Origin of the sequence: Actinomycetospora sp. CA-101289 (assembly GCF_050955895.1) — a bacterium.
Taxonomy (GTDB): domain Bacteria; phylum Actinomycetota; class Actinomycetes; order Mycobacteriales; family Pseudonocardiaceae; genus Actinomycetospora.
Genome location: NZ_CP192093.1, coordinates 5262468 through 5288051, shown reverse-complemented (window position 1 = coordinate 5288051; position 25584 = coordinate 5262468). Strand labels below are relative to the sequence as shown.

Annotated in this window: 20 protein-coding genes; 10 read left to right on the top strand and 10 right to left on the bottom strand. The window is 76.8% G+C overall.

Annotated features, from left to right (window positions below; translation table 11 throughout):
• Nucleotides 1-7 precede the first annotated feature (7 nt).
• Nucleotides 8-1231 carry an FAD-dependent monooxygenase gene (locus ACQPX6_RS26285; RefSeq protein WP_433783630.1) on the top strand — a complete coding sequence of 408 codons (1224 nt, stop codon included), beginning with the start codon at nt 8-10 and terminating at the stop codon, nt 1229-1231.
• A gap of 119 nt (nt 1232-1350) precedes the next feature.
• Here ACQPX6_RS26285 and ACQPX6_RS26280 read toward each other — a convergent pair whose 3' ends face one another.
• The gene (locus ACQPX6_RS26280; RefSeq protein ID WP_433783628.1) at nt 1351-1605 is read right to left on the bottom strand and encodes a hypothetical protein; all 255 of its coding nucleotides are present in this window, start codon (nt 1603-1605) and stop codon (nt 1351-1353) included.
• Nucleotides 1598-2794 (bottom strand): PspC domain-containing protein, encoded by a 1197-nt coding sequence (locus ACQPX6_RS26275; RefSeq protein WP_433783627.1) that lies wholly within the window; start codon nt 2792-2794, stop codon nt 1598-1600. The genes ACQPX6_RS26280 and ACQPX6_RS26275 overlap by 8 nt, the downstream gene beginning before the upstream one ends.
• A gap of 174 nt (nt 2795-2968) precedes the next feature.
• On the opposite strand from ACQPX6_RS26275, the gene ACQPX6_RS26270 reads away from it, so the two are divergent.
• Both ACQPX6_RS26270 and ACQPX6_RS26265 read left to right on the top strand, forming a co-directional pair.
• Entirely contained in the window at nt 2969-4342 is a 1374-nt protein-coding gene (locus tag ACQPX6_RS26270; RefSeq protein WP_433783625.1) for a sensor histidine kinase, read from the top strand.
• The gene (locus ACQPX6_RS26265) at nt 4339-5007 is read left to right on the top strand and encodes a response regulator (protein ID WP_433783624.1); all 669 of its coding nucleotides are present in this window, start codon (nt 4339-4341) and stop codon (nt 5005-5007) included. Before ACQPX6_RS26270 ends, ACQPX6_RS26265 begins: the two co-directional genes overlap by 4 nt.
• Nucleotides 5008-5029: 22 nt before the next feature.
• On the opposite strand, the gene ACQPX6_RS26260 is transcribed toward ACQPX6_RS26265, so the two are convergent.
• The 4 genes from ACQPX6_RS26260 to ACQPX6_RS26245 all read right to left on the bottom strand — a co-directional run bounded on the left by ACQPX6_RS26260 (nt 5030) and on the right by ACQPX6_RS26245 (nt 9416).
• On the bottom strand, nt 5030-6853 hold the full coding sequence (locus ACQPX6_RS26260) for a serine/threonine-protein kinase (protein ID WP_433783622.1): 1824 nt from the start codon (nt 6851-6853) through the stop codon (nt 5030-5032).
• 100 nt (nt 6854-6953) lie between these two features.
• Nucleotides 6954-8405 (bottom strand): hypothetical protein, encoded by a 1452-nt coding sequence (locus ACQPX6_RS26255; RefSeq protein ID WP_433783620.1) that lies wholly within the window; start codon nt 8403-8405, stop codon nt 6954-6956.
• A gap of 254 nt (nt 8406-8659) precedes the next feature.
• On the bottom strand, nt 8660-8980 hold the full coding sequence (locus ACQPX6_RS26250; RefSeq protein WP_433783619.1) for a hypothetical protein: 321 nt from the start codon (nt 8978-8980) through the stop codon (nt 8660-8662).
• 88 nt (nt 8981-9068) lie between these two features.
• The gene (locus ACQPX6_RS26245; protein WP_433783617.1) at nt 9069-9416 is read right to left on the bottom strand and encodes a chorismate mutase; all 348 of its coding nucleotides are present in this window, start codon (nt 9414-9416) and stop codon (nt 9069-9071) included.
• A gap of 485 nt (nt 9417-9901) precedes the next feature.
• On the opposite strand from ACQPX6_RS26245, the gene pcrA reads away from it, so the two are divergent.
• Nucleotides 9902-12235: a DNA helicase PcrA gene (gene pcrA, locus ACQPX6_RS26240; protein WP_433788359.1), complete on the top strand. Its 2334-nt coding sequence runs from the start codon at nt 9902-9904 to the stop codon at nt 12233-12235.
• Nucleotides 12236-12309: 74 nt separating this feature from the next.
• Here the strand turns inward: pcrA and ACQPX6_RS26235 are convergent, their stop codons facing one another.
• Nucleotides 12310-13473, bottom strand: a complete 1164-nt coding sequence (locus ACQPX6_RS26235; RefSeq protein ID WP_433783615.1) for a peptidoglycan DD-metalloendopeptidase family protein — start codon at nt 13471-13473, stop codon at nt 12310-12312.
• 363 nt (nt 13474-13836) lie between these two features.
• Nucleotides 13837-14712 (bottom strand): esterase/lipase family protein, encoded by an 876-nt coding sequence (locus ACQPX6_RS26230; RefSeq protein WP_433783614.1) that lies wholly within the window; start codon nt 14710-14712, stop codon nt 13837-13839.
• A 436-nt stretch (nt 14713-15148) separates the two neighbouring features.
• On the opposite strand from ACQPX6_RS26230, the gene sucC reads away from it, so the two are divergent.
• From sucC to purH, 6 genes are all read left to right on the top strand, one after another.
• Entirely contained in the window at nt 15149-16321 is a 1173-nt protein-coding gene (gene sucC / locus ACQPX6_RS26225) for an ADP-forming succinate--CoA ligase subunit beta (protein WP_433783613.1), read from the top strand.
• Between the two features lies 1 nt (nt 16322).
• On the top strand, nt 16323-17210 hold the full coding sequence (gene sucD, locus ACQPX6_RS26220) for a succinate--CoA ligase subunit alpha (RefSeq protein WP_433783612.1): 888 nt from the start codon (nt 16323-16325) through the stop codon (nt 17208-17210).
• A gap of 63 nt (nt 17211-17273) precedes the next feature.
• Complete coding sequence (locus ACQPX6_RS26215) at nt 17274-18863, top strand: DUF5336 domain-containing protein (protein WP_433783611.1); 1590 nt, start codon at nt 17274-17276, stop codon at nt 18861-18863.
• An 88-nt stretch (nt 18864-18951) separates the two neighbouring features.
• Entirely contained in the window at nt 18952-20304 is a 1353-nt protein-coding gene (locus tag ACQPX6_RS26210; protein WP_433783609.1) for a cell division protein PerM, read from the top strand.
• A gap of 60 nt (nt 20305-20364) precedes the next feature.
• Complete coding sequence (gene purN / locus ACQPX6_RS26205) at nt 20365-20982, top strand: phosphoribosylglycinamide formyltransferase (protein ID WP_433788358.1); 618 nt, start codon at nt 20365-20367, stop codon at nt 20980-20982.
• The gene (gene purH, locus ACQPX6_RS26200) at nt 20979-22595 is read left to right on the top strand and encodes a bifunctional phosphoribosylaminoimidazolecarboxamide formyltransferase/IMP cyclohydrolase (RefSeq protein ID WP_433783608.1); all 1617 of its coding nucleotides are present in this window, start codon (nt 20979-20981) and stop codon (nt 22593-22595) included. Before purN ends, purH begins: the two co-directional genes overlap by 4 nt.
• 72 nt (nt 22596-22667) lie before the next feature.
• Here the strand turns inward: purH and ACQPX6_RS26195 are convergent, their stop codons facing one another.
• Both ACQPX6_RS26195 and ACQPX6_RS26190 read right to left on the bottom strand, forming a co-directional pair.
• Complete coding sequence (locus ACQPX6_RS26195) at nt 22668-23624, bottom strand: alpha/beta hydrolase fold domain-containing protein (protein ID WP_433783607.1); 957 nt, start codon at nt 23622-23624, stop codon at nt 22668-22670.
• Complete coding sequence (locus tag ACQPX6_RS26190; protein WP_433783606.1) at nt 23621-25540, bottom strand: acyl-CoA thioester hydrolase/BAAT C-terminal domain-containing protein; 1920 nt, start codon at nt 25538-25540, stop codon at nt 23621-23623. Before ACQPX6_RS26190 ends, ACQPX6_RS26195 begins: the two co-directional genes overlap by 4 nt.
• Nucleotides 25541-25584: the final 44 nt, after the last annotated feature.

The window sequence follows — 25584 nt, the reverse complement described above, 5'->3', positions numbered from 1 at the left end:
TGATGGAGTGACCAGCGTCGTCGTGGTCGGCGGAGGCCCCGCCGGCGTGCTCCTGACCTACCTCCTCGCGCGCGGCGGCGCGGAGGTGACCCTGCTGGAGTCCCGCCGCGACTTCGCCCGTCGCTTCCGCGGCGACACGCTGGCCCCGGGCGTGCTCGAGTACCTCGACACGCTCGGCCTCGCCGAGCCCCTGCTCGCCGACGTCCCGCACACCCGCACCGACGCCTTCCGCTGGCACACCGCGACGCGCACCTGGACGCTCGTCGACTACCGCGGCGCCAGCGCGCGGTTCCCGTTCTACGCGCTGCTCCCGCAGGCCGAGTTCCTGCCGTGGCTCGCCGACCGGGCCCGCGCGCACGGGGCGACGGTGCACATGGGCGCGCGCTTCTCATCGCTGCGCCACGACGAGGGCGGGCGGGTGTCGGGCGTCGAGTACACGGTCGACGCGGTCACGCACGTCCTCGACGCGACGCTCGTGGTGGGCGCCGACGGGCGCAACTCCAAGGTCCGCCAGGCCTCGGGGCTCGCCGCCACCGAGCTCGGCGCGAGCCTCGACATCCTCTGGCACGCCCTGCCCCGCCGCGACGACGACCCGTCGTACTCGGGGCTCGACCTCTTCGGCACCCCGCACGGCAGCCTCGCCCTGCTCGACCAGGGCGCCGACTGGCAGCTCGGCTGGACGATCCGCGCCGGCTCGCTGGCCGAGGTCCGTGCCCGCGGGGTCGACGCGCTGCGCGACGCCGCGGTCGGCGCGCTGGGGTGGCTGGACGGGCGGCTCGACGACCTCGGCGACGTCAGCGACCTGACGCTGCTGCCGGTGCGCATCACCACCGTCGAGCGCTGGACGCGGCCCGGGCTGGTGCTGCTCGGGGACGCGGCGCACGTCGTCTCCGCGGTCGGGGGCAACGGGATCAACCTGGCGCTCGCCGACGCCGCGGACCTCGCCAACCGCCTCGTCGGCCCGCTGCGCCGCACCCCGCCCGACCCGCGCCAGCTCGATGTCGCCGCCGCGGGCCTCGAGAGCGCGCGCCGGCCCGGGGTGGAGCGCGAGCAGCGGGCGCAGGTGCGCACCGAGCGGGCCGCCGCCGAGCGCATCGGGTCGGGCGACGACGGTCCGCCCCGGGCGTTGCGTGTGCTGTCCCGCATCCCCGGCTTCCCGCGATTCGCGGGGCGGCGGGCGCGGGTCGCGGTGCCGGCGCCGGTGGCGGTCATCGCCGGCGCCGCGCCGTGAGGTGGGTGATTTCCTCGCGTTGAACGCCAGCGTGGCCCCCAGGCTGAGACACCCCGAGAACACGCCACCGGCCGGTACCGCTCGCGGGGCGAGCGATACCGGCCAGGGGAACGTCGGGGTCAGCGGCGGCGCAGGGTCACGAGCAGCACCCCGACGCCGACGCCCACGGCGCCGAGGGCGAGGACCCAGCGCGGGTCGACGCTCACGAGCGCGCCGGTGAGGGCGAGGATCGCGACGACGATCGCGGTCAGGCCGGCCATCAGGGCCAGCGGGTCGGGTCCCGGCCGGCGGGCGGGTACCGCACCGGTGTCGTCGGTGATCACGCCCGCGTCCTGGTGGATCGTGTAGGGCTGGTCAGGGGATCGGTCATCCACGGCGCACCTCCACGTCGCCGCCACCGCTGGCGGCCTGCAGGTCGATCACGGGACCGCCCGGGCCGTCGGGGCCCAGGTCGGTGATCGGGCCGGCGCCGAGGCCGAGACAGTCGGCGTCGCCGCCGCCCGACTCGCACGTCGCCGTCACGTCGGCGGTGGCCGGGACGATCACGGTGACGTCGCCGGCGCCGCTGCGCACCTCGGTGCGCACCGGCGGGCCGATCCCGAGGCCGCGCAGGTCGAGGCGCGCGTCGCCCCAGGCCGTCTCGTACACCGGGGCCACCGCACCGACGGGCGCCCAGTCGGCGTCGCCGAGCGTCTCGGTCGAGCCCGGGCGGGCGTCGTCGAAACCGTCGGCCCACGGCGGGCCGTCGCGCCACGGGCCGTCGCCCGCGCCGTTCGCGGCGGCCACCAGCACGAGCGCCAGCGGCACGGCGGCCACCAGCAGCCCGCGGCCGCGGTGCAGGAACGCGCCGACGACCAGGCCGGCGCCGATCACGGCCAGCGCCGTGCCGACCAGTGCCGTGACGCCGAGGGGCACCACACCGAGCAGGCCGAGCCCGGCCACGAGGCCGGCCGCGAGGACGGCGACGCCGAGCGTCACGGGCACCAGCGGCGACCGGGGCGGCTTCGGCGCCGGGGGCGCCGCGGGCTCGGGGAGGTCCCAGGCGAACGGGGCGGCGCCGAGCGGGTCCCAGGACGGCGGGCGGGCCGTGTCCCCGGGCTCGCCGGGCACGCCGGTGCCGTCCGCCCCGGCGGCGGGACGCTGCGGGTCGCGCAGGTGGGCGCGGCTGCGGTGCAGCAGGTAGAGCAGCGCCACGACGACGACGACGCCGATCACGGTGCCCAGGTCGCCGGAGAACGCGGAGCCGACCGCGGCGATGCCCAGCAGGGCCCCGATCACGATCGCCCACACCGGCGTCTCGCGGCGCCCGGTCGCGTCGACCCGCGGGAGCACGAGGATCCCGGCGAGGTAGACCAGCAGGCCGACCCCGTAGAACAGCGAGACCACGAACCCGACCCGCACCAGCGTCGGGTCGATCGCGTAGCGCCGCGCGATCGCGGCGGCGACGCCGGCGACCTTGCGGTCCTCCTTGAGACGGGCGGGCCGCGTGGCCCACATGTCCCGCAGGGTCGCGCCGACGTCGGCTCCCGCCGGCGCCCGCGACCCCTGCCCCGGACTGCTCATCGTCCTCATCCTCCTCGTCGACCGGCCGACCTGTCCGGCCGTGACCACGACACTGCGCGGCGCGGAGCCCCGGGACCTCCGGGAGCCACCCCGGTCCCGACCCCGAGACGACCCCGAGGAGCACGGGGGTCGTGACCACTCCGCCGGGGGTCGGTGACGTGTGACGATGAGCCCGTGGACGAGGTGGAGACGGTGACGGCCGGGCGCGCGGGACACCCCGCGCCCGAGTCCGTCGCGCCCGCCACCGCGCCGGTCGCCCCGGTCCCGCCGCCCGTCCCCGCCGCTCCCGGCCCGCCGCGCATCCGGCGCCGCCGCCAGGGCGCCGTGGTCGCGGGCGTGGCCGGCGGGGTCGCCGACCACCTCGGCGTCGACGTCTTCCGCGTCCGCCTGGTCTTCGTCGTGCTCGTGGCCGCCGGCGGCGCCGGGTTCCTGGCCTACGCCGGACTCTGGCTGTTCTGCCCGATCGAGCCGCGCGGGGTGCGCCGCGACGTGCCGCCGCGCGAGCGCCAGCAGGGCCTCGCGCTCGTGACGCTGGGCGTGGGCCTCGCGTTCGCGCTCTCCGCGCTCGGCGGGCAGCTCTCGGGCTGGGTGATCGGGCCGCTCGGCGTGGCGCTCGCGGGCGTCGCGCTGGTCTGGCGCGAGGCCGACACCACCGCCACGCCGCCGGTCGGACGCTCGCGCTGGCTCGCCGGCCGCCGCCTCGGTCTGCTCCGCGCGCTGGCCGGGGCGCTGCTCGTGGCCGCGGGCCTCGCCACCTTCCTGCTCGGCAACGTCGACGTCACCCAGGTCCAGTTCGGCCTGCTCGCGGCTCTGGCCACGCTCGCCGGCGTCGTCGTGCTCACCGTGCCGTGGTGGCTGCGCCTGGTCCGCGAGCTCGGCGCCGAGCGCCGCGAGCGCATCCGGGGCCAGGAGCGTGCCGACATCGCCGCCCACCTGCACGACTCGGTACTCCAGACGCTCGCCCTCATCCAGAAGCAGGCCGGCGAGGACGCGTCGGGCCGCGAGGTCCGGCGCCTCGCACGCAGCCAGGAGCGCGAGCTGCGCGCCTGGCTCTACGGCCCGCCCGGCGGGGACACCGGCCGGGCGGCGGGCCCCGCGGACGGCACGTTCGCGGTCGCGCTGGCCGGCGCCGCCGGCGAGGTCGAGGACGCCTACGGCGTGCGGGTGGCCCCGGTCGTGGTGGGCGACGCGCCCGCCGACCCGGACACCACCGCGCTGGTCGCCGCCGCCCGCGAGGCCATGGTCAACGCGGCCAAGCACGCCGGGGTCGACGAGATCGACGTGTACGCCGAGGTCGAGCCCGAGACCGTCGAGGTGTTCGTGCGCGACCGCGGCTGCGGCTTCGACCCGGACGCGGTGCCCGACGACCGCCGCGGCCTCGCCGGCTCCGTGCGCGACCGCATGTCCCGCCACGGCGGACGGGTGCGGCTGCGCACCGCGCCGGGGGAGGGCACCGAGGTGGGCCTCGTCCTGCCCCGCCGCCGCCGGGCCGGGGCCACAGCGGGCGGCCAGGAAACCAGCTCCGACACCAGCGAGGAGACACCGTGAGCGAGCCCGCGGACCCGGTGACCGTGGTCGTCGTCGACGACCACGCCCTGTTCCGGCGCGGGGTGCGCGCCGAGCTCGAGACGAGTGCGCGGCACACCGTCAGCGTGGTGGGCGAGGCCGGCTCGGTCGACGAGGCCGTCGCCGTCATCGCGCACCGGCAGCCCGCGGTCGTGCTGCTCGACGTCCACATGCCCGACGGCGGCGGGGCGGCGGTGCTCGCGCGCACGCGCCCCGAGCACCCCGAGGTCGTGTTCCTCGCGCTGAGCGTGTCCGACGCCGCCGAGGACGTCATCTCGGTGATCCGCGCCGGCGCCCGGGGCTACGTCACCAAGACCATCTCGGGGCGCGAGCTCGCCGACGCCATCGTGCGCGTGCACGCCGGGGACGCGGTGTTCTCGCCGCGCCTCGCCGGCTTCGTGCTCGACGCCTTCGCCGACCGCCCCGGCGCGACCGGCGTCGTCGACCCCGAGCTCGACCAGCTCACCCGCCGCGAGCGCGACGTCCTGCGCCTGCTCGCGCGCGGCTGGTCGTACAAAGAGATCGCGGCCGAGCTGGTCATCTCGGTGAAGACCGTCGAGACCCACGTGTCGAGCGTGCTGCGCAAGACCCAGTCGTCGAACCGCCACGAGCTCACGCGCTGGGCGAGCGACCGCCGCCTGGTCTGAGGGGGACGGGCCTCAACGGGCCTCAGCCCTCCTCCTCGCCCCCGCCCCGGGGTCCACCGCTGTCGCCGCCGGAGCCGCCCTCGTCCCCGCCGCGGTCGTCCTCACCGTCTCCGCCGCCACCGCCGCCACCGCCGCCACCGGGACCGCCGCCGGCCTCACCGTCGCGCTCGCCGCCACGGTCGCCGCCGCGGTCGTCCCGGGCCCGGTCGCCGTCGTGGCGACCGTGGTCCTCGGCGTGGCTCGCCGCGGGCGACGGCGCCGGGCTGGGCGTTGCGACCTCGGCGACCGGCCGCTCGAGGCTCAGCCCGGTGGCCGCGGCGCGGGGGCTGGCGCCCTCGACGCTCTCATCGGTGTCGATGAGCCAGCGGCCGTCGGGGCCGCGGACCATGCCGAGCTCGTGCACCTCGGTCGTGCGGTCGCGGCCCTCGGGCGCGAACTCGAGGGTGGCGCGCACCGTGTCGGCGTCGATCGCCGTGGCGTCGGCGACCTCGACGGAGCGGATGGTGCTCCAGAACGCCTGGTAGGCCGAGAACCCGCCGGTGCGCGCCTGCAGGTTCGGGCCGAGGCGCGCCCAGCCGGCGGCCTCGTTGCCGGTGACCACGCCGTAGTAGTCGCGCACGGCGGACACCATCGCGGCCTGCGGGTCGCCGACCTCGCCCTGCGGGGGCGCGCCGACCGTCGCCCCGGTCGAGCCGGTGTCCGACGACGAGAGCAGCGCGACACCGACGACGCCGCCGGCGACCAGCGCCACGAGCAGCACCGCCACGGCCACCGCGAGCGTCGGGCGGCGGCGGGGGGCCCGGCGCCGCGAGACCGGCGGGGCGGGCAGGCCCTGGCGGGTCGGTGGACCGGCCGGCGCGGGACCACCGCCGTCGGACCCGGGCGGCGGCGCCGCGGGCCCACCGGCGGGCGGGCCCATCCACTGGTCCGACGACTGCCGCGCCTCGGGCACCGCGGGTGCGCCCGACGGACCCACCCCCGCCGGACCCAGCGGCACGAGGTCGGCCAGCGGCGCCTCCGCCCGCCCGCCCGCGTGTGCGATCCGGCCGAGCTCCTGGCGCGCCTGCGCGGCGGTGGGGCGCTCGCTGGGGTCGTCGCGCAGCAGGCGCATGAGCAACGCGGTCAGCGGGCCGGCCTGCGTCGGGGGGATGACCTGGCCGGCGGCGACGGCGTGCAGCAGCGCGAGGGCGTTGTCGTCGGCGCCGAAGGGCGGCATGCCCTCGACCGCGGCGTAGAGCGTGGCGCCGAGGGAGAACACGTCGGACGCCGACGTGGAGTCCTCGCCGCGGGCCACCTCGGGGGCGAGGTAGGCGGGCGTGCCGGCCAGCATCCCCGTGCGGGTGAGCGTGAGGTCGCCCGTGGCCCGCGAGATGCCGAAGTCGGTGATCTTGACGGTGCCGTCGGCGCCGAGCAGCACGTTGCCGGGCTTCACGTCGCGGTGGACGATGCCGGCCTGGTGCGCCGCGTCCAGGGCGTCGGCCACCTGGCGCCCGATGCGCGCCACCGTCCGCGGCTCGAGCGTGCCCTGCTCGGCGAGCACGCCGGAGAGCGCGCGCGAGGGCAGGTACTCCATGACCAGCCACGGCTCGTCGCCCTCGATCGAGGCGTCGAACACCGAGATGGCGTGCGGGTGCTGGAGCCGGGCGGCGATGCGGCCCTCGCGCAGGGTGCGCTGGCGGACCTCCTCGGCCTCGCGCTCGTCCAGCCCGGCGTGCAGGAACACCTGCTTGACGGCCACGACCCGGCCCAGCCGCTCGTCGGTGCCCCGCCAGACGACGCCCATGGCGCCGGCACCGATGCGCTCCTCGAGGCGGTAGCGCCCGGCGACCACGCGGGGAGAGCTCACCGGCAGCTCCCGGTCCGCGTGTGCACGAGGGTCACAGTAGAGGTCCCGACCGGGTGACGACCACGTGCCCGCGGACGGGTGCACGGGGGTCGCGAGCCGCTCAGGAGCCGCCCAGCAGGCCGTCGACCGTGTCGCCGAGCGTGTCCGTCGTGCCCTCGACCGTGTCGCCCGCGGTGTCGACGACGTCGCCCACGCCCTCCACGGTGTCGTCGACGGTCTCGTCGACGGTGTCGGTGGTGTCCTCGACGAGCCGGGCGGTGGTGCCGCCCACCGCGGGGACGTCCTCGAGCGCGTCGCCCGCGGTCTCGCCGACGTCGTCGACGGTGTCGGTGACCTCGTCGGTCACGGGCTCCACGACGTCGTCGGTGGTGGCGCGCAGGGTGCGGTTCGTCGTCCCGCCGACCTCGGCGACGGTGTCGGTCGCGGCGTCGGCCACCGGGGCGACGACGTCGTCCTCGACCGTGCGCAGCGTCTGCGCGGCCGTGCCGCCGAGACCCCGCACGGGGGTGCGCACCGGCTCGGGCAGCGCGCCGCCGAGGCCGTCGGTGACCCCGCCGACGACGTTGCCGACCGTGCCCACGACGCCCGGGGTGCCGGCCGACCCGCCGCCGCCGGACCCGCCCGTGCCGCCACCGGAGCCCCCGCTGCCACCGGACCCGCCGGTGCCTCCCGAGCCCCCGTTCCCGCCGGGGAACAGGCCGCCGAGGTCGATGCCGCCGCCGCCGCCCCCGCCCGTGCCGCCCGTCCCTCCGGGGCCGGCGGGCGCGGCGGTGCCGCCACCGCCGGGCGTGACCGTCCCGGGCTGCGCGACGCCCGGCCCGAGCGCGCCCGCGCCGACGAGGCCGGTGCCGGCGAGGCCCGGCGCGCCCGGGAGGCCGAGGACGCCCAGGCCCGGACCGAGGTCGGTCACCGCGGCGCTGAGCGTCACCGGCGTCGTCCCGGGCGCGCCGGCCACGGCGCCGGGAGCGGCTCCCGGGACGCCCGGCGCGAGGCCGGGGACCACGGGCGGGAGCGCCACCGGCGTGCCGGGGAGCGGGCTCTCCTGGAGGGGCAGCTGCGGCACGGGCACGCTCGCGACGCCCGCCATCGCGCCCGCGACCAGCAGCACCCCGGTGCTCGCGCCCAGCGTGCGGCCGCGGCCGCGCTGGAAGGGGTTGGTCTGGCGGCGCGCCGACCGGCCGGGGGTCGGGGTCGGGCGGACGCGGGGGGCCGGGACGGCCTCGGTCTCGTCGTCGGCGTCCGTGTCCTGCTGCTCGGCCTCGACCTCGGTCGCGGGCGGGGCGGCCAGGCGGGCCACGATCTCGGTGACCGGGATGCCGTCGGTGTGGCCGGGGACGTCGCGGTGGGGGACGGCGGTGAGGTCGTCGACGGCGCGGCGGGGCGTGGGGACCAGCGTGATGAGGGCCGGGGCGGCGGGGTCGTCGTCGCGCTCGGCATCCTCGACGTCCGCGGCCTCGGGGGGCGCGGCGGGCGGTGGCACCGTGGGCGGCGCGAGCAGGGCGCCGGACTCCGGTTCGTCGACCCAGGCGTGCCGCCCCACACCCTCGCCCATCGCGCCGCTCCTCGCTCCCGTGCACGTTCCCGCCCGGGGTTCACCGGATCGGGGACCCGCCGTCCACCGTGTGTGTACGGAAAGGGTTACTCGCACGTCATCCGAACCGGGAGCGGCCGTCCAGGGGTGTGGTGCCATCGTCCGGGTGTGGTCGCCCAGTGGGCGTGTCCCCCGGGCTCGTGGACGGCGGACGAGCGTTCCGGCCGACGGACGACGGTCGTCGACCGCTCGTCGTGCGGGAACGGCCGTTCAGCTCAGCGCGGCGGCGCGGCCAGCCGCTTGCGGGCCGTCTGCAGCTGGTTCACCGCGACGAGGCCCACGCCACCGCCGACGAGCAGCCCGATGACGTCCCACGGGACGCTCTCGCCGCGGGTGATGAGCAGCGCGACGAGCGCGCCGAGGCCCAGCCCGACGGCGGCCGGGAGGCGCTTGCGGGCGTCGACGGCGAGGTGGGTCGCGCCCGGCCGCTTCGAGGCCACCGACGAGATCATGAAGAGGTAGCCGCCGTACCCCACCGCCGCGAGCAGGCTGAGCACGGTGACGATCGTGGCGATCAGGTCGATGACGGATCCCATGTCACCAGCCTGCCACCGCGCGCGTGTGGTCGGTGCTCGTCCGCCGTGGTCGGCGCGCGATCGTGTCCTCGGGACCGTCCCCGGGGCGTCAGCTCCGGCCGCCCAGGCGGCCGCGGCCGAGGCGCAGCAGCAGCATCGCGAGCTCGCGGCCCTCGCTGCCGAGCTCGCGGAACCGGGCGAGGACCTGCATCTCGCGGTTGTAGACGATGCGCGGCCCGCCGGCGGCCATCCGGGCGAGCCCGATGCGCTGGGAGATCTCGGAGCGCCGCTTGACCAGGCGCAGCAGGTCGGCGTCGATCGCGTCGATCTCCTCGCGCAGCGCGGGGATCTCGTCCGCGGTGGCCGGGGCGAGGGCGACGGGGCCGCCGGTGGGCTCGTCGCCCTCGCCGGGCTCGTCGTCGGCGGCGGGCGGGGTGGAGCTGGTGGTGGCGCTCACGGGATCGGCCTCCTGGGGTGTCCGGGCGGGTCGGGGCGTCGGCGGGCCCACGACCCCGGACACGAGAACGCCCCGGGGTCCGTGGACTCCGGGGCGGCGTGGGTCGGGCGCGGCGGGCGCGTCAGCTGTCCACGGGGACCGGGAGCCGGTACCCGTAGGAAAATCGAGGCGTCCGCACGTGCACGGCGGTCATCATGCCATCGACCCCCCGCCGCGCCAACCGCTCACCCGGGAGCGCGACGTCCCGCGCTGTCGGGGGGCCCCGGTAGCGTGGGACGACGATGAGCACCGGCCGCGCCACCCGCCCCCCCGAGTCCGACACGGGGTCCGACGCCCCGTCGGGCCCGCCGGTGCGCTCCGCGGCGTCCGCCCTGTCCCGGCGCCTCGCCGCCGCGGCCGCCGGGGGTGGCGACGCCGCCGCCGGGGGTGCCGTCCGCCGGGACACCGGCCGCCCCGACCCGGCGACCGACCCGCTGCTCGAGGGCATGAACCCGCCCCAGCGCGAGGCCGTGGTGCACGCCGGGTCGCCGCTGCTGATCGTGGCGGGCGCGGGGTCGGGCAAGACGCGGGTGCTCACCCACCGCATCGCCTGGCAGATGCGCCACCAGGGGGTCGGGCCGGGCCAGTTCCTGGCCATCACGTTCACCAACAAGGCCGCCGCCGAGATGCGCGAGCGCGTGGCCGCGCTGGTGGGGCGCCGCGGCAACGCGATGTGGGTCTCGACGTTCCACTCGATGTGCGTGCGCATCCTGCGCCGCGAGTACCGCCACCTCGAGCTGAGCTCCACGTTCTCGATCTACGACGCCGACGACTCGCGGCGCCTCGTCGCGTCGGTGGCCCGGGGGCTCGACCTCGACGCCAAGAAGTACTCGCCGCGCGGGGTGCTGGCGCGCATCTCGGCGTGGAAGAACGAGCTGGTCTCGCCGATCGAGGCCGCCGACGCCGCCACCACCGAGGCGGAGAAGCGCACCGCCGAGGTGTACGCCGTCTACCAGCAGCGGCTGCAGCAGTCGAACTCGCTCGACTTCGACGACCTCATCGGCCGCACGGTCGACCTGCTGACGCGCTTCCCCGACGTCGCCGAGTACTACCGCCGCCGGTTCCGGCACATCCTGGTCGACGAGTACCAGGACACCAACCACGCGCAGTACATGCTGGTCCGCGCCCTGGCCGCGGGCAGCGACGACGGCGCGGTGCCCCCGGCGGAGCTGTGCGTCGTCGGCGACGCCGACCAGTCGATCTACGCCTTCCGCGGCGCCACCATCCGCAACATCGTCGAGTTCGAGCGCGACTACCCCGAGGCGCGCACGATCCTGCTCGAGCAGAACTACCGCTCCACCCAGCACATCCTCACCGCGGCCAACGCCGTCATCAGCCGCAACGCCGACCGTCGCGACAAGCGCCTGTGGACCGATGCGGGCGACGGCGAGAAGGTCGTCGGCTACGTCGCCGACAACGAGCACGACGAGGCCGCGTTCGTCGCCGCCGAGATCGACCGCCTGGTGGACGCGGGCGAGGTCCGCTTCGGCGAGGTGGCCGTCTTCTACCGCACCAACGGCCAGTCCCGGGTCTTCGAGGACGTGTTCGTCCGCCTCGGGCTGCCCTACAAGATCGTCGGTGGCGTCAGGTTCTACGAGCGCCGCGAGGTCCGCGACGCGCTGGCCTACCTCAAGGTGCTGTCCAACCCCGAGGACACGGTCGCGCTGCGGCGCATCCTCAACGTGCCCAAGCGCGGCATCGGCGACCGCGCCGAGTCGGTGGTGGCCGACGCCGCCGACCGCGAGCGCACCACGTTCGCCGCCGCCCTGCGCCGCGCGGCCGCCGGCGAGGTCCACGGCCTCGCGACGCGCTCGCAGCGCAACATCGCCGACTTCGTCGAGATGCTCGACGGGCTCGCGGCCACGCTCGCCGGGGGCGCGCCGGTCGACGAGGTGGTCGAGGCCATCCTCGACCGCTCCGGCTACCGCGCCGAGCTCGAGGGTTCGGAGGACCCGCAGGAGCAGTCGCGCCTCGAGAACCTCCAGGAGCTCGTCAGCGTCGCCCGCGAGTTCGTCCAGGACGCGCTGAACGCCGAGGGCCTCGACGACACGGTGGTGGCCGAGGAGCAGACCCCCGAGCAGCAGCAGGCCGCGGGCGGGGATGACGACGGCCCGGCGCCCGGCTCGCTGGAGGCCTTCCTCGAGCGCGTCTCGCTGGTCGCCGACGCCGACTCGATCCCCGACGGCGGGGACGGCGTCGTCACGTTGATGACGCTGCACACCGCGAAGGGCCTCGAGTTCCCGGTGGTGTTCACGACGGGCTGGGAGGACGGTGTCTTCCCGCACTCACGCGCGCTGGCCGACCCCGCCGAGCTCTCCGAGGAGCGGCGGCTCGCCTACGTCGGCATCACCCGCGCCCAGCAGCGGCTCTACCTCTCGCGCGCGGTCATGCGCTCGGCGTTCGGGCAGCCGCAGGCCAACCCGCCCTCGCGCTTCCTCGACGAGGTCCCCGCCGACGTGTGGGAGTGGCGCCGCGTCGAGCCCAGCTCCGAGCGCTCCTCCCCGGTCGGGCGCACGCGCTTCGGGGCCGGCCGCTGGGCCAGCCCGGGCACCGACATCAGCGGGCGGCCCTCGCGCCCCTCGCCGATGCGCCCGGACTGGAAGGAGGCGCCGACGATCTCCCTCGACGTCGGCGACCGCGTCAGCCACGACAAGTACGGCCTCGGCACCGTCACCTCGGTCGACGGCGTCGGCTCGCGGGCCACGGCCACCATCGACTTCGGGTCGTCGGGCACCGTGCGGCTGATGCTCATCGGCGGCGTGCCGCTCACGAAGCTGTAGGTCACGCGCCCCCACCCACGACGAGGGCCCCGGAGCACGTGCGCCGGGGCCCAGGTCGTCCTGCGGGGAGCGGACTAGTCCTGTTGACCACCCAGCGAGATGCCGCGCTCGGCGAGCCACGGCAGCGGGTTGATCTTGTTACCACCCTCGGTCCACACCTCGAAGTGCAGGTGCGGGCCGGTCGAGCGGCCGCGATTGCCGATCTCGGCGATCTCCTCGCCGGCCCGGACCCGCTGGCCCTCCTCGACGTAGGAGCGGTTGACGTGCCCGTAGACGTTGATCGTCCCGTCCTCGAGCTGGACCTTGACCCACATGCCGAAGCCGCTGGCCGGGCCGGACTCGATGACCGTGCCGTCGCCGACCGAGACGATCGGCGTGCCGATGGGCCCGGCGATGTCGACGCCGCGGTGCGAGCTGCCCCAGCGCGCGCCGAAGCCCGAGGTGAAGCGCCCCTCGGCCGGCTTGACGAAGTCGGGACGCGCGGCCTCGGCGGCGGCGCGGGCCTGGGCGGCGGAGCGCTCGGCGGCCTTGGCGATCGAGCTGACCTGCCCCGGTCCCTCGTCGGACGACGCCTCGGTGCTCGAGGCGGCGGCCGCGGACGTGGCGGGCGCGATCACCGGCAGCACGCCGGAGGTGGCCGCGTCGAGGCCGGTGGACCTGCTGCCCGGCGCCGCGGAGGTGTCGCGGTCGGTGGCGCGCTCCGAGGCGAGGGCGAGCTCGGCGGTGGTGGAGGACGTGTCGTCCAGCGCGCCGAGCCCGGCGAGGCTGTGGCCCGCCGTCGCGAGCGCGCCGGCGGCCACCGCGGCCACCGCGAGGCGTCCGCGCAGGGGCGAGGGGCCGGTCTGGCGGCCGGTCGGGGGCGCCGGGCGGCGGTCGCCGCGCACGTCGCGGCGCTGGGGAGCGCGCCGCGGGTCGTGCTCGGGTCCCTGGGGCTCGAGCCGCTCGACGGGGTGGCCGCCGGCGCGGGGCTCCTCGGGGCGGGGGTCGCGCGCGGGGGCGGCCGGGCCGGGGCGGACGCCGATCGGGCGGGCCGGCAGCGCGCCCGGGGAGCGCCCGGGGCCGGTGACGAGACCGGCGGCGTCAACGCCGCGGCGTCCGCCGCGGGCACCGAGCCCGGGGAGGCCGCCGGCGAGGCCGCCGAGGTCGGGGAAGCGCGGCGACGACGGTCCGCCCGCGAGGGCCGGGCTGAGACCGAAGAAGAGGGGCGCGGACGGCGGGCGTGGGGAGCTGTGCGCCAAGACCATCCTTCCCGCAGATCGGGGCCGGTCGCGGCGGCGTGGGCCGGGGAGCCCTGACGGAACGTTCGGGGTCGATCCGTATGCCGTTCGTGACCTGACCGTGATGAGGACGGCGGAAAGGTAGCCACGAGGTCGGCACGCGGGCAAACGACACGAGTCGCCTGAGCCGGTCGCTACGCCGTGCGTGCGGGCGTGCGCGCCGAGCGGTCATCACCGGGTCGGGTGACGTCCGCTCACTCGTCCAGCCGTGTCCTCGCCGCTCGTCGCCGGCGCGCCCGCCCAGGTCACGCTGCGTCGATCCGTGACGGTGCGGGACGCCGCGGACACCCCGGGTGAGGGCGCGCGGTCCGATCCGGGGCGGTGTCAGCCCGCCAGCGCCCGACCCCGCTCGCGCGCGCTGCCGAGCGGCTGGCGCGCGAGCAGCCGCGTCACGAGGTGGACGACGTCGGGATCGATGGTCATCGACAGGTGCCCGACGTGCTCGAGCACCACCTCCGACACGTTGAGGTCCGGGTGCTCGAGCCGTGCCGCGGACTGCGGGATGATCAGCTGGTCCTGCTTGCTCCACACCGCCACGACGTGGGTGCGGCAGCCCGGCGCCGGCTCGTCGAGCTCGCGCACGAGGTCCGAGCCCGGGCAGAGCTGCTGGGGCACGCGCGTGGGCGGCAGGAAGTGCGCGATGAGGCTGCCCCGGTGCGGGGTCCCGAGCGTGATGAGCGTGTCGACCCGCGCGTCGCCGCCGAGCCGCTGGACGTAGTAGCGGGCCATCAGCCCGCCCAGCGAGTGCCCCACGATGTGGACGCGGTCCGCGCCGGTGCTCGCGCAGATGCGCTCGACGTGGTGGCCCAGCTCGCGGGCGGCGACGCGGATGTCGCCGGTGAACGCGGTGAGGACGCTGAAGTTCACCGCGTGCACGACGCCGAAGCCGCGCCGGCGCAGGGACCGGGCGAGCACCGCGAAGATCGACCGGTTGTCGACGATGCCGTGCACCAGCAGCACGGGCGTCGTCGAGGCGTCGAGGTCGGCGACGACGAGGCTGCGCTGCGAGGGGCTCAAGGCCTCGGTGCGGTGGTGGGCGAAGGTGCCCGACGGGCGGAGGACCTCGTCCACCAGGCCCCAGGGGTAGAGCGACAGGTGCACCGCGGTGTAGGCCAGCTCGACGGCCAGGCCCCGCACCCCCGCGGGCACCCCGACGGTGCGAGCGGCGTAGCCGACGCCGCGCCACAGGGCGCCGGCCACCGTCGAGACGGCGCTCGGCGGGCGCGCGTCGACCGGCGACGCGTCCGGCCCTGCATCCGGCTCCGCTGCCGCATCCACAGGTCCAGCTCCCCTATCGGCGTGCTCGTCTGATTGCGGCGTGTCCCTCGACATGACTCCCGTCACGTCCATGAGGTTGACGTTAAGCGGTGTTCACCTGCGGTGTCCGCCGGGGCCTCCTTCCAGACCGATCAAGGACACCGGCGGGAGCCCGCCCGAGGGGCGGGGTGGATCGATCCAGGGGCCCGGGACGGCCGGCTGTGGCCGGGGTCGCCCCCGTCGCCAGGACCAGCGGCGTCCGGCGTCGATAGGGTCGCCGCGCATCCGTCGAGACGTGGGCGCCCCGCGCGCCGCGACCTCGCCCGGTCACCGCCGACCCCCGGCGGCGAGCCGGGGAGTTGGTGAGGAGAGTTCACGAGTGGACCTGTACGAGTACCAGGCGAAGGACGTCTTCGCCGCCCACGGGGTGCCGGTCCTGCCCGGTCGCACCGTCGACACCGCCGCGGAGGCCGAGCGTGCCGCGCAGGAGATCGGCACCGCGGTCGTCGTCAAGGCGCAGGTGAAGACCGGCGGTCGCGGCAAGGCCGGCGGCGTCAAGCTGGCGAAGGACCCCGCCGAGGCCAAGGAGAAGGCCGAGGCGATCCTCGGCCTGGACATCAAGGGGCACATCGTCCACCGGGTCCTGGTCACCGAGGCCAGCGACATCGCCGAGGAGTACTACTTCTCCTTCCTGCTCGACCGGTCCAACCGCACCTTCCTGGCGATGGCGTCGGCCGAGGGCGGCATGGAGATCGAGGAGCTCGCGGTCGAGCGGCCCGAGGCGCTGGCCCGGGTGCCGATCGACGCGATCGCCGGCGTCGACCGCGCGAAGGCCGACGAGATCGTCGCGCAGGCCAAGCTGCCCGCCGAGGTGGCCGACGAGGCCGCGCAGGTGATCGTCAAGCTCTGGGAGACCTTCGTCGGCGAGGACGCGACGCTGGTCGAGGTCAACCCGCTGGTGCGCGACCCGCAGGACCGGGTCATCGCGCTCGACGGCAAGGTCACCCTCGACGAGAACGCCGACTTCCGGCACGCCGAGCACGCGCAGCTGGTCGACGAGCGCACCGCGAACCCGCTCGAGGCCAAGGCCAAGGAGAAGGGCCTCAACTACGTCAAGCTCGAGGGTGGCCAGGTCGGCATCATCGGCAACGGCGCGGGGCTGGTCATGTCGACCCTCGACGTCGTCGCGTACGCGGGAGAGCAGCACGGCGGCATGAAGCCCGCCAACTTCCTCGACATCGGCGGCGGCGCCTCGGCCGAGGTCATGGCCGCGGGCCTGGACGTCATCCTCGGCGACGAGGACGTCAAGAGCGTCTTCGTCAACGTCTTCGGCGGCATCACCGCCTGCGACGCGGTGGCCAACGGCATCGTCGAGGCGCTCGGGATGCTGGGCGACGACGCCACCAAGCCGCTGGTCGTCCGCCTGGACGGCAACAACGTCGACGAGGGCCGCCGGATCCTCGCCGAGGCGAACCACCCCCTGGTCACGGTGGTGGACACCATGGACGACGCGGCCGCGAAGGCCGCCGAGCTGGCCGCGGCGGGAGCCTGAGATGTCGATCTTCCTCGATGAGAACAGCAAGGTCATCGTCCAGGGGCTCACCGGCTCCGAGGGCATGAAGCACGCCACCAAGATGATGGCGTCGGGCACGAACATCGTCGGCGGCGTGAACGCCCGCAAGGCGGGCACGTCCGTGGAGATCTCGGGCACGACCGTGCCGGTGTACGGCGGGGTCGAGGAGGCCATGAAGGAGTCCGGGGCGAACGTCTCGGTGCTCTTCGTGCCCCCGAAGTTCGCCAAGGACGCCGCGGTCGAGGCCATCGACGCGGGCATCGGGCTCGCCGTCGTGATCACCGAGGGCATCCCGGTGCACGACTCGGCCTGGTTCTGGGCGCACGCCTGCGCCAACGGCAACCGCACCCGGATCATCGGCCCGAACTGCCCCGGCATCATCAGCCCCGGCAAGTCGAACGCCGGGATCATCCCGGCCAACATCACCGGGCCCGGGAAGATGGGGCTGGTGTCCAAGTCGGGCACGCTGACCTACCAGATGATGTTCGAGCTGCGCGATCTCGGCTTCTCGTCGGCCATCGGCATCGGCGGCGACCCGGTCATCGGCACCACGCACATCGACGCGCTCGAGGCGTTCGAGGCCGACCCCGAGACCGAGGCCATCGTCATGATCGGCGAGATCGGCGGCGACGCCGAGGAGCGTGCCGCCGACTACGTGAAGGCCAACGTCACGAAGCCCGTGGTGGGCTACGTTGCGGGGTTCACGGCCCCCGAGGGCAAGACGATGGGTCACGCCGGCGCCATCGTCTCCGGCTCCGCGGGGACCGCGCAGGCCAAGAAGGAGGCGCTCGAGGCCGCGGGGGTCAAGGTGGGCAAGACGCCGACCGAGACCGCCGACCTCGCCCGCTCGCTCGTCTCGCGGGGCTGACCGGGCGCGACCCGGTCGAGAACGCCCCACCGCCGACGCCGCCGTCCCGGGAGGACACCTCAGATGAGCTCACCGAATCAGGGCCCGCCCGGACAGCGCGGGTCCGGGCCCGGCGGATGGGGCCCGGTAGGTGGCTCGCCGTACGGCTCGCCCTACGGCGGGTCCTCCTGGGCCGGCGCGGGTCAGGGGCAGCAGGGCCAGCCCGGGCAGCCCGGTCAGCCCGGTCAGCCGGGCCAGCAGCCCTACGGCGCGCCGGGTCAGGGGTACGCGGGCCAGGGATACGGCGGCGGTCAGGGCGGCCAGGGCCAGGGATACGGGCAGGGCTACGGCCCGGGCCCGGGTGCTCCCGGCTCGGGCAGCTTCCCGGTGCCCACCACCACGATCGCGACGTCCACCCCGGACACCTCCGGGGCGGGCGGCGCGTCCGGCGGCACCGGCCCGACGCGGACGGGTGGCGCGTCCGGGGCCTCCGGCGCCGAGCGCGGGGTAGCGCTGGCCGCGGGAGTCCTGGCGCTGCTGGCCTACGTCCTGACCTTCTTCGGGTCGGCGGAGCCCTCGGGCGTCGCGTCCGACCTCAGCGCGGCCTTCGGGGCGCTGTTCTACCTGCCGCTGGTGCTGGCCGGCGGCCTGCTCACCGCGGCGTCGCTGCTGCCGCGCACCACCCAGACGCTGGTGCCGGGCGCGGTCGTCGGGGTCACCGGCGCGCTGGCGATGCTGCCGCTGCTCGCCTACGCCGACGGCCTGCTCATCGTGCAGGTGGTGCTCGCCGTGCTGGCGGCGATCGCCGCGGTCGTCGCCGCCCTCTTCGCCACCGGCGTCATCAACGCGCCGGCGTCCAACCGGTCCGCGGCGGCGTCCGGGTTCGGCGCCCCGGGCGGGGCCGGCGCGTCCGGCGGCCCGTGGGGCGGTGCCCCGCAGGGCCCGCCCACGGGCGGCCAGCCGGGTGCCCAGCCCGGGTACGGCAGCCCCACCGGCCCGGGTTCGGGCCAGTTCGCCGCGCCGCGTGGTCCGGGTGGACCCGGCCAGGGTGCCCAGGGCGGCACCGTCGGTCCGCCGTCGGGCGCGATGGGCGGCTTCGGCAGCCCGGGCTCGTCGGCGGGGGCGGGGCCCGGCAGCGCGGCCACCACCCAGGTCGTCCCCGGGGCCACGGCGGCCGGCGGCCCCGGCCGCGAGTCCGGCGAGGCCGGGCGGTCCGACCGGGACGACGCGGGCTCGGCGAGCACCACGGTGTCGCCGACCGCGGGCGCGAGCGGCGGGTTCGGGACCTACGGCGCGGGTGACGACGCCGGGCTCGGCACGTCCTCCCCGCAGGGCCCGGCCGGTGGCGCCGGTGGCGCCGGGTCGGACACCCCGCCGCAGGGGACGCCGCAGGGCACCCCGCCGTCCGGTGGTGCCGGCGCGACGCCCGGCTACGGCACGCCCGCCGCGGGTGCGGGCGGCGCGGCCGGGGCCGGCTGGGGCGCCCCGTCGGGCGGCGCCGGGTCCTCCGGATCCGCGGCGGGCTCGCCGGCGCCCGGGGGCCCGGTCGCACCCCAGCCCCCGGGCGAGCACCGCGGCGCCCACGAGTCGGGCGAGGACCCCGGCCGCCCGCCGGGCGCCAACGGCGCGCCCGACGAGCGCCGCGGCGGCGAGTGGGGCTCCCCGCCGCGCTGAGTCGATGGCGGGAACCGTGTCCCGAGGACACGGCTCCCCGTCGGCGTGGCGGCCACGGTGAGCCGTCGTCCCCTGACACCCTCGGGTCGTGACGGTGCCGACCAGCGACCGCCCGCGGCGCGCCCGTCGCGCGGCGGCGGAGGACACCGCACCGGCCGCCGCACCGGCCTGGCTACCGGTGCTCGCGCGCGTGGCGCTGCTGCCGCCCGCTGTCTGCTACGCGGTGGCGGTCGTGCTCGCCGGCGTCGTCGCCGCGCTCGCGTCCGGCACCACGCCGGGCGGCGAGCCGGGGCTCGGGCAGGCGCTGGCCGTCGGGGTCCCGTTGTGGCTGGTCGCGCACCTCGTCCCCCTGCAGGTCACCGGGGTGCCGCTCGGCGTGCTGCCCCTCGCGCCGGCGCTGGTGCTCGCGGTGCTGGTCGCCGGGGTCGCCCGGGGTGCCGTCCGGCGCCTGGGGGCCGGTGGGGCCGCGCGCCCGCCCGGCGCGCAGCACGGCGTCCTCGTGCCGGTGGTGGCCACCGCCGCCGCATCGCACGCCGTGATCGGGGTGCTCGCCGCGGCGCTGCTGACCCCGGAGGCCGTGGTGGACGCCTCGCCGGCGCTCGCGGCGGTCGTCTGCGGGCTGCTCGCGGGCCTCGCCGCGCTGGCGGGGGCGGCGGCTCCCTGTGGGGTGGCGGTCCTCCCGCGCCGCCTGCCGGCGTGGGCGCGGCACGGGCTGGGCGGCGCCGCCCTCGCGGCCACGGCCCTGCTCACGGCCGGGGCCGGGCTCCTGCTCGCGGGGCTGCTCGCCGACGGGGCCGCGGTGCACGACGTGTTCGCCGACATCGCGCCCGAGGCCGGCAGCGGCGCGGGCCTCGCCCTGCTGTGCGTCGCCTACCTGCCCAACGCCGTCGTCGCGGCCGTGGGCTGGCTGCTCGGCCCCGGGGTGTCGGTCGGGCTCGCCTCGGCCGCGCCGACCGGGATCACCTCGGGCCTGCTGCCCCCGGTCCCGCTGGCCGCGCTCCTGCCGCAGAGCCCGCCGCCGAGCTGGGCGGGCCTCGCCTTCGCGGTCCCGCTGGCCGTCGGCAGCCTCGTGGGCTGGCGCCTCGCCCCCACCGCGCGCGACGCCGCGACCCGCGTCCGGGCGACCGCGACCGCGGCCGTGGGCGCCGCGGTGCTCCTGGGCCTCGCGGCCGCGCTGTCGGGAGGGCGGCTCGGCGCGGGCCCGTTCGACCCCGTGACGATCCCGGCCCTGCCGGTGGCGCTCGCGGCGCTCGGGTGGGTGCTCGTCCCCGGCGTCGTGGTCGCCCTGCTCGCCGTGCCGCTCGGCGACACGCGGCCCGTCACGCCGGCGACGCCGGCGCCCGTCCCCGACGTGACCCCCGGGGCGGCGGACACCGACCCCGAACCCGACGAGCCCACCGGGGACACGGGCGCTGCGGCGTCCGGCGCAGCGGGCCCCTAACCTGGTACGGACACCCGCCGCGGCCCAGGAGCAGCGCTGACCACCACCGAGCAGCACCGGCTGCGACTGCCGTCGCCCGCGCGCGTCACCGTCCTGGCGTCGGGCTCGGGGAGCCTGCTGCAGGCGCTCCTCGACGCCGGCGACGACGCGGCGCACCCGGCGCGGGTGGTCGCGGTGGTCTCCGACCGGGCCGGCGTCGGGGCGCTGGACCGGGCGACGGCCGCGGGCGTGAGCACCGCGGTGGTGCGTCCCGCCGACCACGCCGACCGCGCGGACTGGGACGTCGCGCTGGCCGAGACCGTCGCGGGGACCGAGCCCGACCTCGTCGTCTCCGCGGGGTTCGCCCGCCTGCTCGGCCCGGCGTTCCTGGCCGAGTTCGGCGGGCGCACGATCAACACCCATCCCGCCCTGCTGCCCGCGTTCCCGGGTGCGCACCCGGTGCGCGACACGGTCGCCTACGGCGTGAAGGTCACCGGCGCGACGGTGCACCTCGTCGACGCGGGCGTGGACACCGGTCCGGTGCTGGCGCAGGAGCCCGTCACCGTCGACCCCGACGACACCGAGGACACGCTGCACGAGCGCATCAAGGTGGTGGAGCGGCGCGTGCTCGTCGAGACCGTCGCGGCCCTGGTCCGCCACGGCGCCACCGTCACCGGACGAGGAGTGAGGATCCCGTGACCGCCACCGAGCCGCAGACCACCACGCACACCGCCACACACACCGAGGGCCGGCGCCGGATCCGCCGCGCCCTGGTCAGCGTCTTCGACAAGGCGGGCCTGCTCGACCTCGCCACCGGGCTGCACGCGGCCGGCGTCGAGATCGTCTCCACGGGGTCCACGGCCTCGCGGATCGCCGACGCGGGCGTCCCGGTGACGCGCGTCGAGGAGGTCACGGGGTTCCCCGAGTGCCTCGACGGGCGGGTCAAGACGCTGCACCCGCGCGTGCACGCCGGGCTGCTCGCCGACACGCGCCTGCCCACCCACACCCAGGCGCTCGAGTCGCTGGACATCGCGCCGTTCGACCTGCTGGTGGTCAACCTCTACCCGTTCACCCAGACCGTCGCGTCGGGGGCGTCCCCGGACGACTGCGTCGAGCAGATCGACATCGGCGGCCCGGCGATGATCCGCGCGGCGGCGAAGAACCACGAGTCCGTCGCCGTCGTCACCGACCCGACGCGCTACGTCTGGGTGCTCGAGCAGGCGCACCAGGGCGGCGTGGCGCTCGCCGACCGGCGCCTGCTCGCGGCCGAGGCGTTCCGGCACACCGCGTCCTACGACGTCGCCGTCGCCTCGTGGATGGGCAACGTGCTGGCCCCCGATCCAGACGAGCACGCCGATAGGGGCTCGCCGTTCCCGGGGTGGGTGGGGATGACCGCCCGGCGCCGCGCGGTGCTGCGCTACGGCGAGAACCCGCACCAGGCCGCGGCGCTCTACGGCGACCCCGAGAACACCAGCGGGATCGCCGGCGCGACGCAGCTGCACGGCAAGGAGATGTCGTACAACAACTACGTCGACACCGACGCGGCGTGGCGCGCGGCGCACGACCACGACGGCGTCTGCGTGGCGATCATCAAGCACGCCAACCCGTGCGGGATCGCGGTCGGCACCGACGTCGCCGAGGTGCACCGCCGAGCCCACGCGTGCGACCCGACCAGCGCGTTCGGCGGGGTCATCGCCGCCAACACCGAGGTGAGCGTGGCCATGGCCGAGACCGTCTCGGAGATCTTCACCGAGGTGATCGTCGCCCCGTCCTACGCCGACGGCGCGGTGGAGATCCTGGCGCGCAAGAAGAACATCCGCGTGCTCACCGCGGCCTGGGCGCCGTCGGCGGCCGAGCAGCGGGCGATCTCCGGCGGGCTGCTCCTCCAGCAGCGCGACGCGATCGACGCGCCGGGCGACGATCCCGCCTCCTGGAGGCTGGCGTGCGGCGACGCCGCGTCGCCCGAGCAGCTCGCCGACCTCGCGTTCGCCTGGCGCGCCTGCCGCGCGGTGAAGTCCAACGCGATCCTGCTCGCCCGCGGCGGCGCCACGATCGGCGTGGGCATGGGCCAGGTCAACCGCGTCGACGCGGCCAAGCTCGCGGTCACCCGCGGCGGTGACCGCGTCGCCGGCTCCGTCGCCGCCTCCGACGCGTTCTTCCCGTTCCCGGACGGCTTCGAGGTGCTCGCCGACGCGGGCGTCGCGGCCGTCGTCCAGCCCGGCGGGTCGGTGCGCGACGAGCAGGTGATCGAGGCCGCCCAGCGGGCCGGGGTGACGATGTACCTCACGGGGACGCGCCACTTCGCGCATTAGTCGCGCCAAGGAGATGCGGCAGTCAGCGCTCCTGCGTCGCGCTGCCTACCGATCTCCGGCGCGCTCCGGTGGTCACCTCTGGTGCTCGAGCCAGGAACCCGCCCGCGCCAGGGCGGCGGCGGCCTCGGGGTAGACCCCGACCCCGAGCTGGAAGAAGTGCTGCATCTGCGGCCAGACGTCGAGGGTGACGGGGACGTCGGCCAGCGCCGCGAGGCGGGCCACGGCCAGCGCGTCGTCGAGCAGCACCTCGTGGCTGCCGACCTGGACGAGCAGCGGCGGCCACGCCCGCGCGGCGTCCGCCGGCGCCGCGAGCACGGGTGACGCCGCGGGGTCGGCGGGGTCGTGGCCGTCGAGGTACTGGCCCGCCATCCGCGACAGGCTCTCGTGGCTGCACTCGAGGTCGACGCCGCGGCGCGCGGCGAACGAGGGCGCCGAGCAGCGCAGGTCCGCCCAGGGCGACATCAGGTACGCCGCGCCCGGGCGCGGGAGCCCCGCGCGGGCGGCCGCCAGCAGCGTCTCGAGGACGAGCCCGCCGCCGGACGACTCCCCGACGAGCACGAGCCGCTCCGGGGGGACGCCCTGCCGGTCGAGCAGCCAGCGCGCCGCCCGCACCGCGGCGTCCACGTCCTGCGGGTACGGGTGCTCGGGGGCCAGGGGGTAGTCGAGCAGCAGCACGCGGGCGTCGAGCGCGCGGGCGAGGTGCCCGGCGAACTTGTGCCGCGAGGCGGGCGAGGTGATGACGTGCCCGCCGCCGAACAGGTAGAGCACCGTGCTCGTGGGCGCAGCGCCGGTCTCCTGCACCCACACGCCGGCGACGCCCGCGTCCCCGTCGGCCGCGTCGGCCGCGTCGGCCGCGTCGGAGACCGTGTCGTAGCGGACGTCCTCGGGCTCGGCGCTGAGGTCCTCGGCGTGCTCGCCGGCCGCCCGCTGCTGCGCCAGCGGCATCTCGGCCATCCGCGGCGCCTGCCGCAGCATCTCCGCGAAGCGCTGGGCCTCGGCGCTGACCACGGTCGGTCCTCCCGAGCTCACGCGCGGACGGTCGCGGCGTCGGTGACCCGATCCAGGAACGCGGGCACCCGCTCGGTCACGTCCCGCTGGGCCGCGGCCTGCCCGGCGCGGCTGCCGCCGAAGGCGATGCCGCCGCTCCACGGGGCGTCGGTCGGGAGCGCGCCGAGGCGGATGAGGTGGCCGGCGCCGGCGTGGTGGACGTGCTGGTCGTCGCCCCGGTCGCGGCGCGTGAGCAGCGCCTCGGCCATCGGCCCGGAGGGCCACAGCTGGTCGTCGTCGCCCGTGACGCACAGGATCGGGCACCCGACCTGCTCGGACGCGATGACCGCGGTCCCGGGGTCGCGGGCGAGCCCGGCCTCGTAGGCGGGACGCAGGCGCAGCAGCGAGGGCCGGTGGGCCGCGACGTCGCCGTGGACGTGCCAGTCGTTGCGGATCAGCTGGGGCATGAGGACCCCGGTCGGCAGCGGCACCCACGGCAGTGCGGTGCCGGCGCGGGTCCACGACGCGGTGTCGGGCACCTCGCCGCCCCCGCCGACGGCCTGCCACGTGACGCTGCTGGGGCTGACGAGCACCAGGCCCGCGAGGGACGGGCCGAGCCCGGCGGACACGGCGGCCAGCAGCCCCTCCGCGCCCCGCGAGATCGCCATCGCGGCGAGCCGTGCGGGGTCGACGGCGTCGTGGCCGGCGAGCAGCTCCAGGGCGGTCGCGAAGCGCTCCAGCGGGACGTTCGTGATCGCCGGCGTGGCCTCCGGGATCCAGGGCGCGGCGACTGCCACGAACCCGCGCGAGGCGAGCAGCGCGGCGTGCGCGAGCTGCGAGTCGGACCCGCCCTCGGAGCCACCGAAGCACGCGACCGCCGGCCACCCGCTCCCGCCGCCGGCGGGCACGGCGAGCGTGCCGGGGAGCCCGCCGACGTCGACCCGGGTGAGCGCGACCCCGTCCCCGGCCGCCCGCCGGCCGACCGTGCGGCGCGCCGAGCGCGTCCCGGACCGGGCCGTCAGGGTCACCCGCCACGGCTCGCCCGCGACGAACACGTCCGGGGTCGCTTCATCGGCGAAGCGCATCGCCCACAGCGAGGCGTCCGGGTCCGCGACGTCCCAGTCACCGGCGCTGGGTGTGGTGCTCCCGACGTTGACCGTCTCCGCGGCGGGGAACGTCGCCGTCGCCCGCCAGGCCCGGCCGAGGAGGTCGGCGCCCTCGGCGGTGAGCTCCACGTCCTGCTCCGCGCCCCGCACGACGACGCCGAACGGCTCGTCGTGGCGGGAGTCCGCCGGCGCCTCGATCGCCAGCCCGTCGGCCTCGTCCGGCGCGGGCACGGGCGGGGTGACGGCGGCGGGCGGGTCGGCGGTGCGCGCGTCGACCAGCGCCGAGCGCGCGGTGAACCAGGGCGGGAACGCCCCGGAGATCGTGCCGCCGATGCCCATCAGCGCGAACGGGGCGACCCAGTAGCAGAGGATCGAGAGGGTGCCGTCGGCGTCGAGCAGGGTCGCGTCGCCGTCGACGATGGGCGGGATCGCCGACAGCAGCGTCATCCCGGCGAAGAGGCCGGCCCAGAGCCAGGTCATCGCGGTCGTGATCGCCCGGAAGCCGTCGGTGCGGGCGGTGACGGCGTCCACCGAGGCAGTGGCGTAGTCGAGGACGAACGGGCGCCGGACCGCGAGCCCGCCCAGCACGATGACGAGCAGGCCGGCGTTGCCCAGCGGCTGGATCCAGCGCTCGAGGACGTCGTCGGGGACGAGGAACGCGACGACGGCGAGCACCAGGAACACCGCGAGGCTGCCGACGTCGAGCGTCTTCGGGGGCACGTGGCGGATCCGGCCGACGAGCAGCCCGATCGCCGAGATCGCGGCCGCCACGAGGATCGCCAGCTCGAACGGGACGTTGCCGACGAGCACCCAGTAGACGATCCACGGGAGGAAGCCGAGGACGTAGCCCATCCGGTGATCCTCGCTGGTCGGGGTGTCCTGTGGCGAGGATCTCC

Excerpts from the sequence above, each read along its gene's own strand:
- ACQPX6_RS26275 (WP_433783627.1), bottom strand. The coding sequence starts at position 2,794 with ATGAGCAGTCCGGGGCAGGGGTCGCGGGCGCCGGCGGGAGCCGACGTC.
- ACQPX6_RS26255 (WP_433783620.1), bottom strand. The coding sequence starts at position 8,405 with ATGGGCGAGGGTGTGGGGCGGCACGCCTGGGTCGACGAACCGGAGTCC.
- ACQPX6_RS26250 (WP_433783619.1), bottom strand. The coding sequence starts at position 8,980 with ATGGGATCCGTCATCGACCTGATCGCCACGATCGTCACCGTGCTCAGC.
- pcrA (WP_433788359.1), top strand. The coding sequence starts at position 9,902 with ATGAACCCGCCCCAGCGCGAGGCCGTGGTGCACGCCGGGTCGCCGCTG.
- sucD (WP_433783612.1), top strand. The coding sequence starts at position 16,323 with ATGTCGATCTTCCTCGATGAGAACAGCAAGGTCATCGTCCAGGGGCTC.
- ACQPX6_RS26215 (WP_433783611.1), top strand. The coding sequence starts at position 17,274 with ATGAGCTCACCGAATCAGGGCCCGCCCGGACAGCGCGGGTCCGGGCCC.
- ACQPX6_RS26190 (WP_433783606.1), bottom strand. The coding sequence starts at position 25,540 with ATGGGCTACGTCCTCGGCTTCCTCCCGTGGATCGTCTACTGGGTGCTC.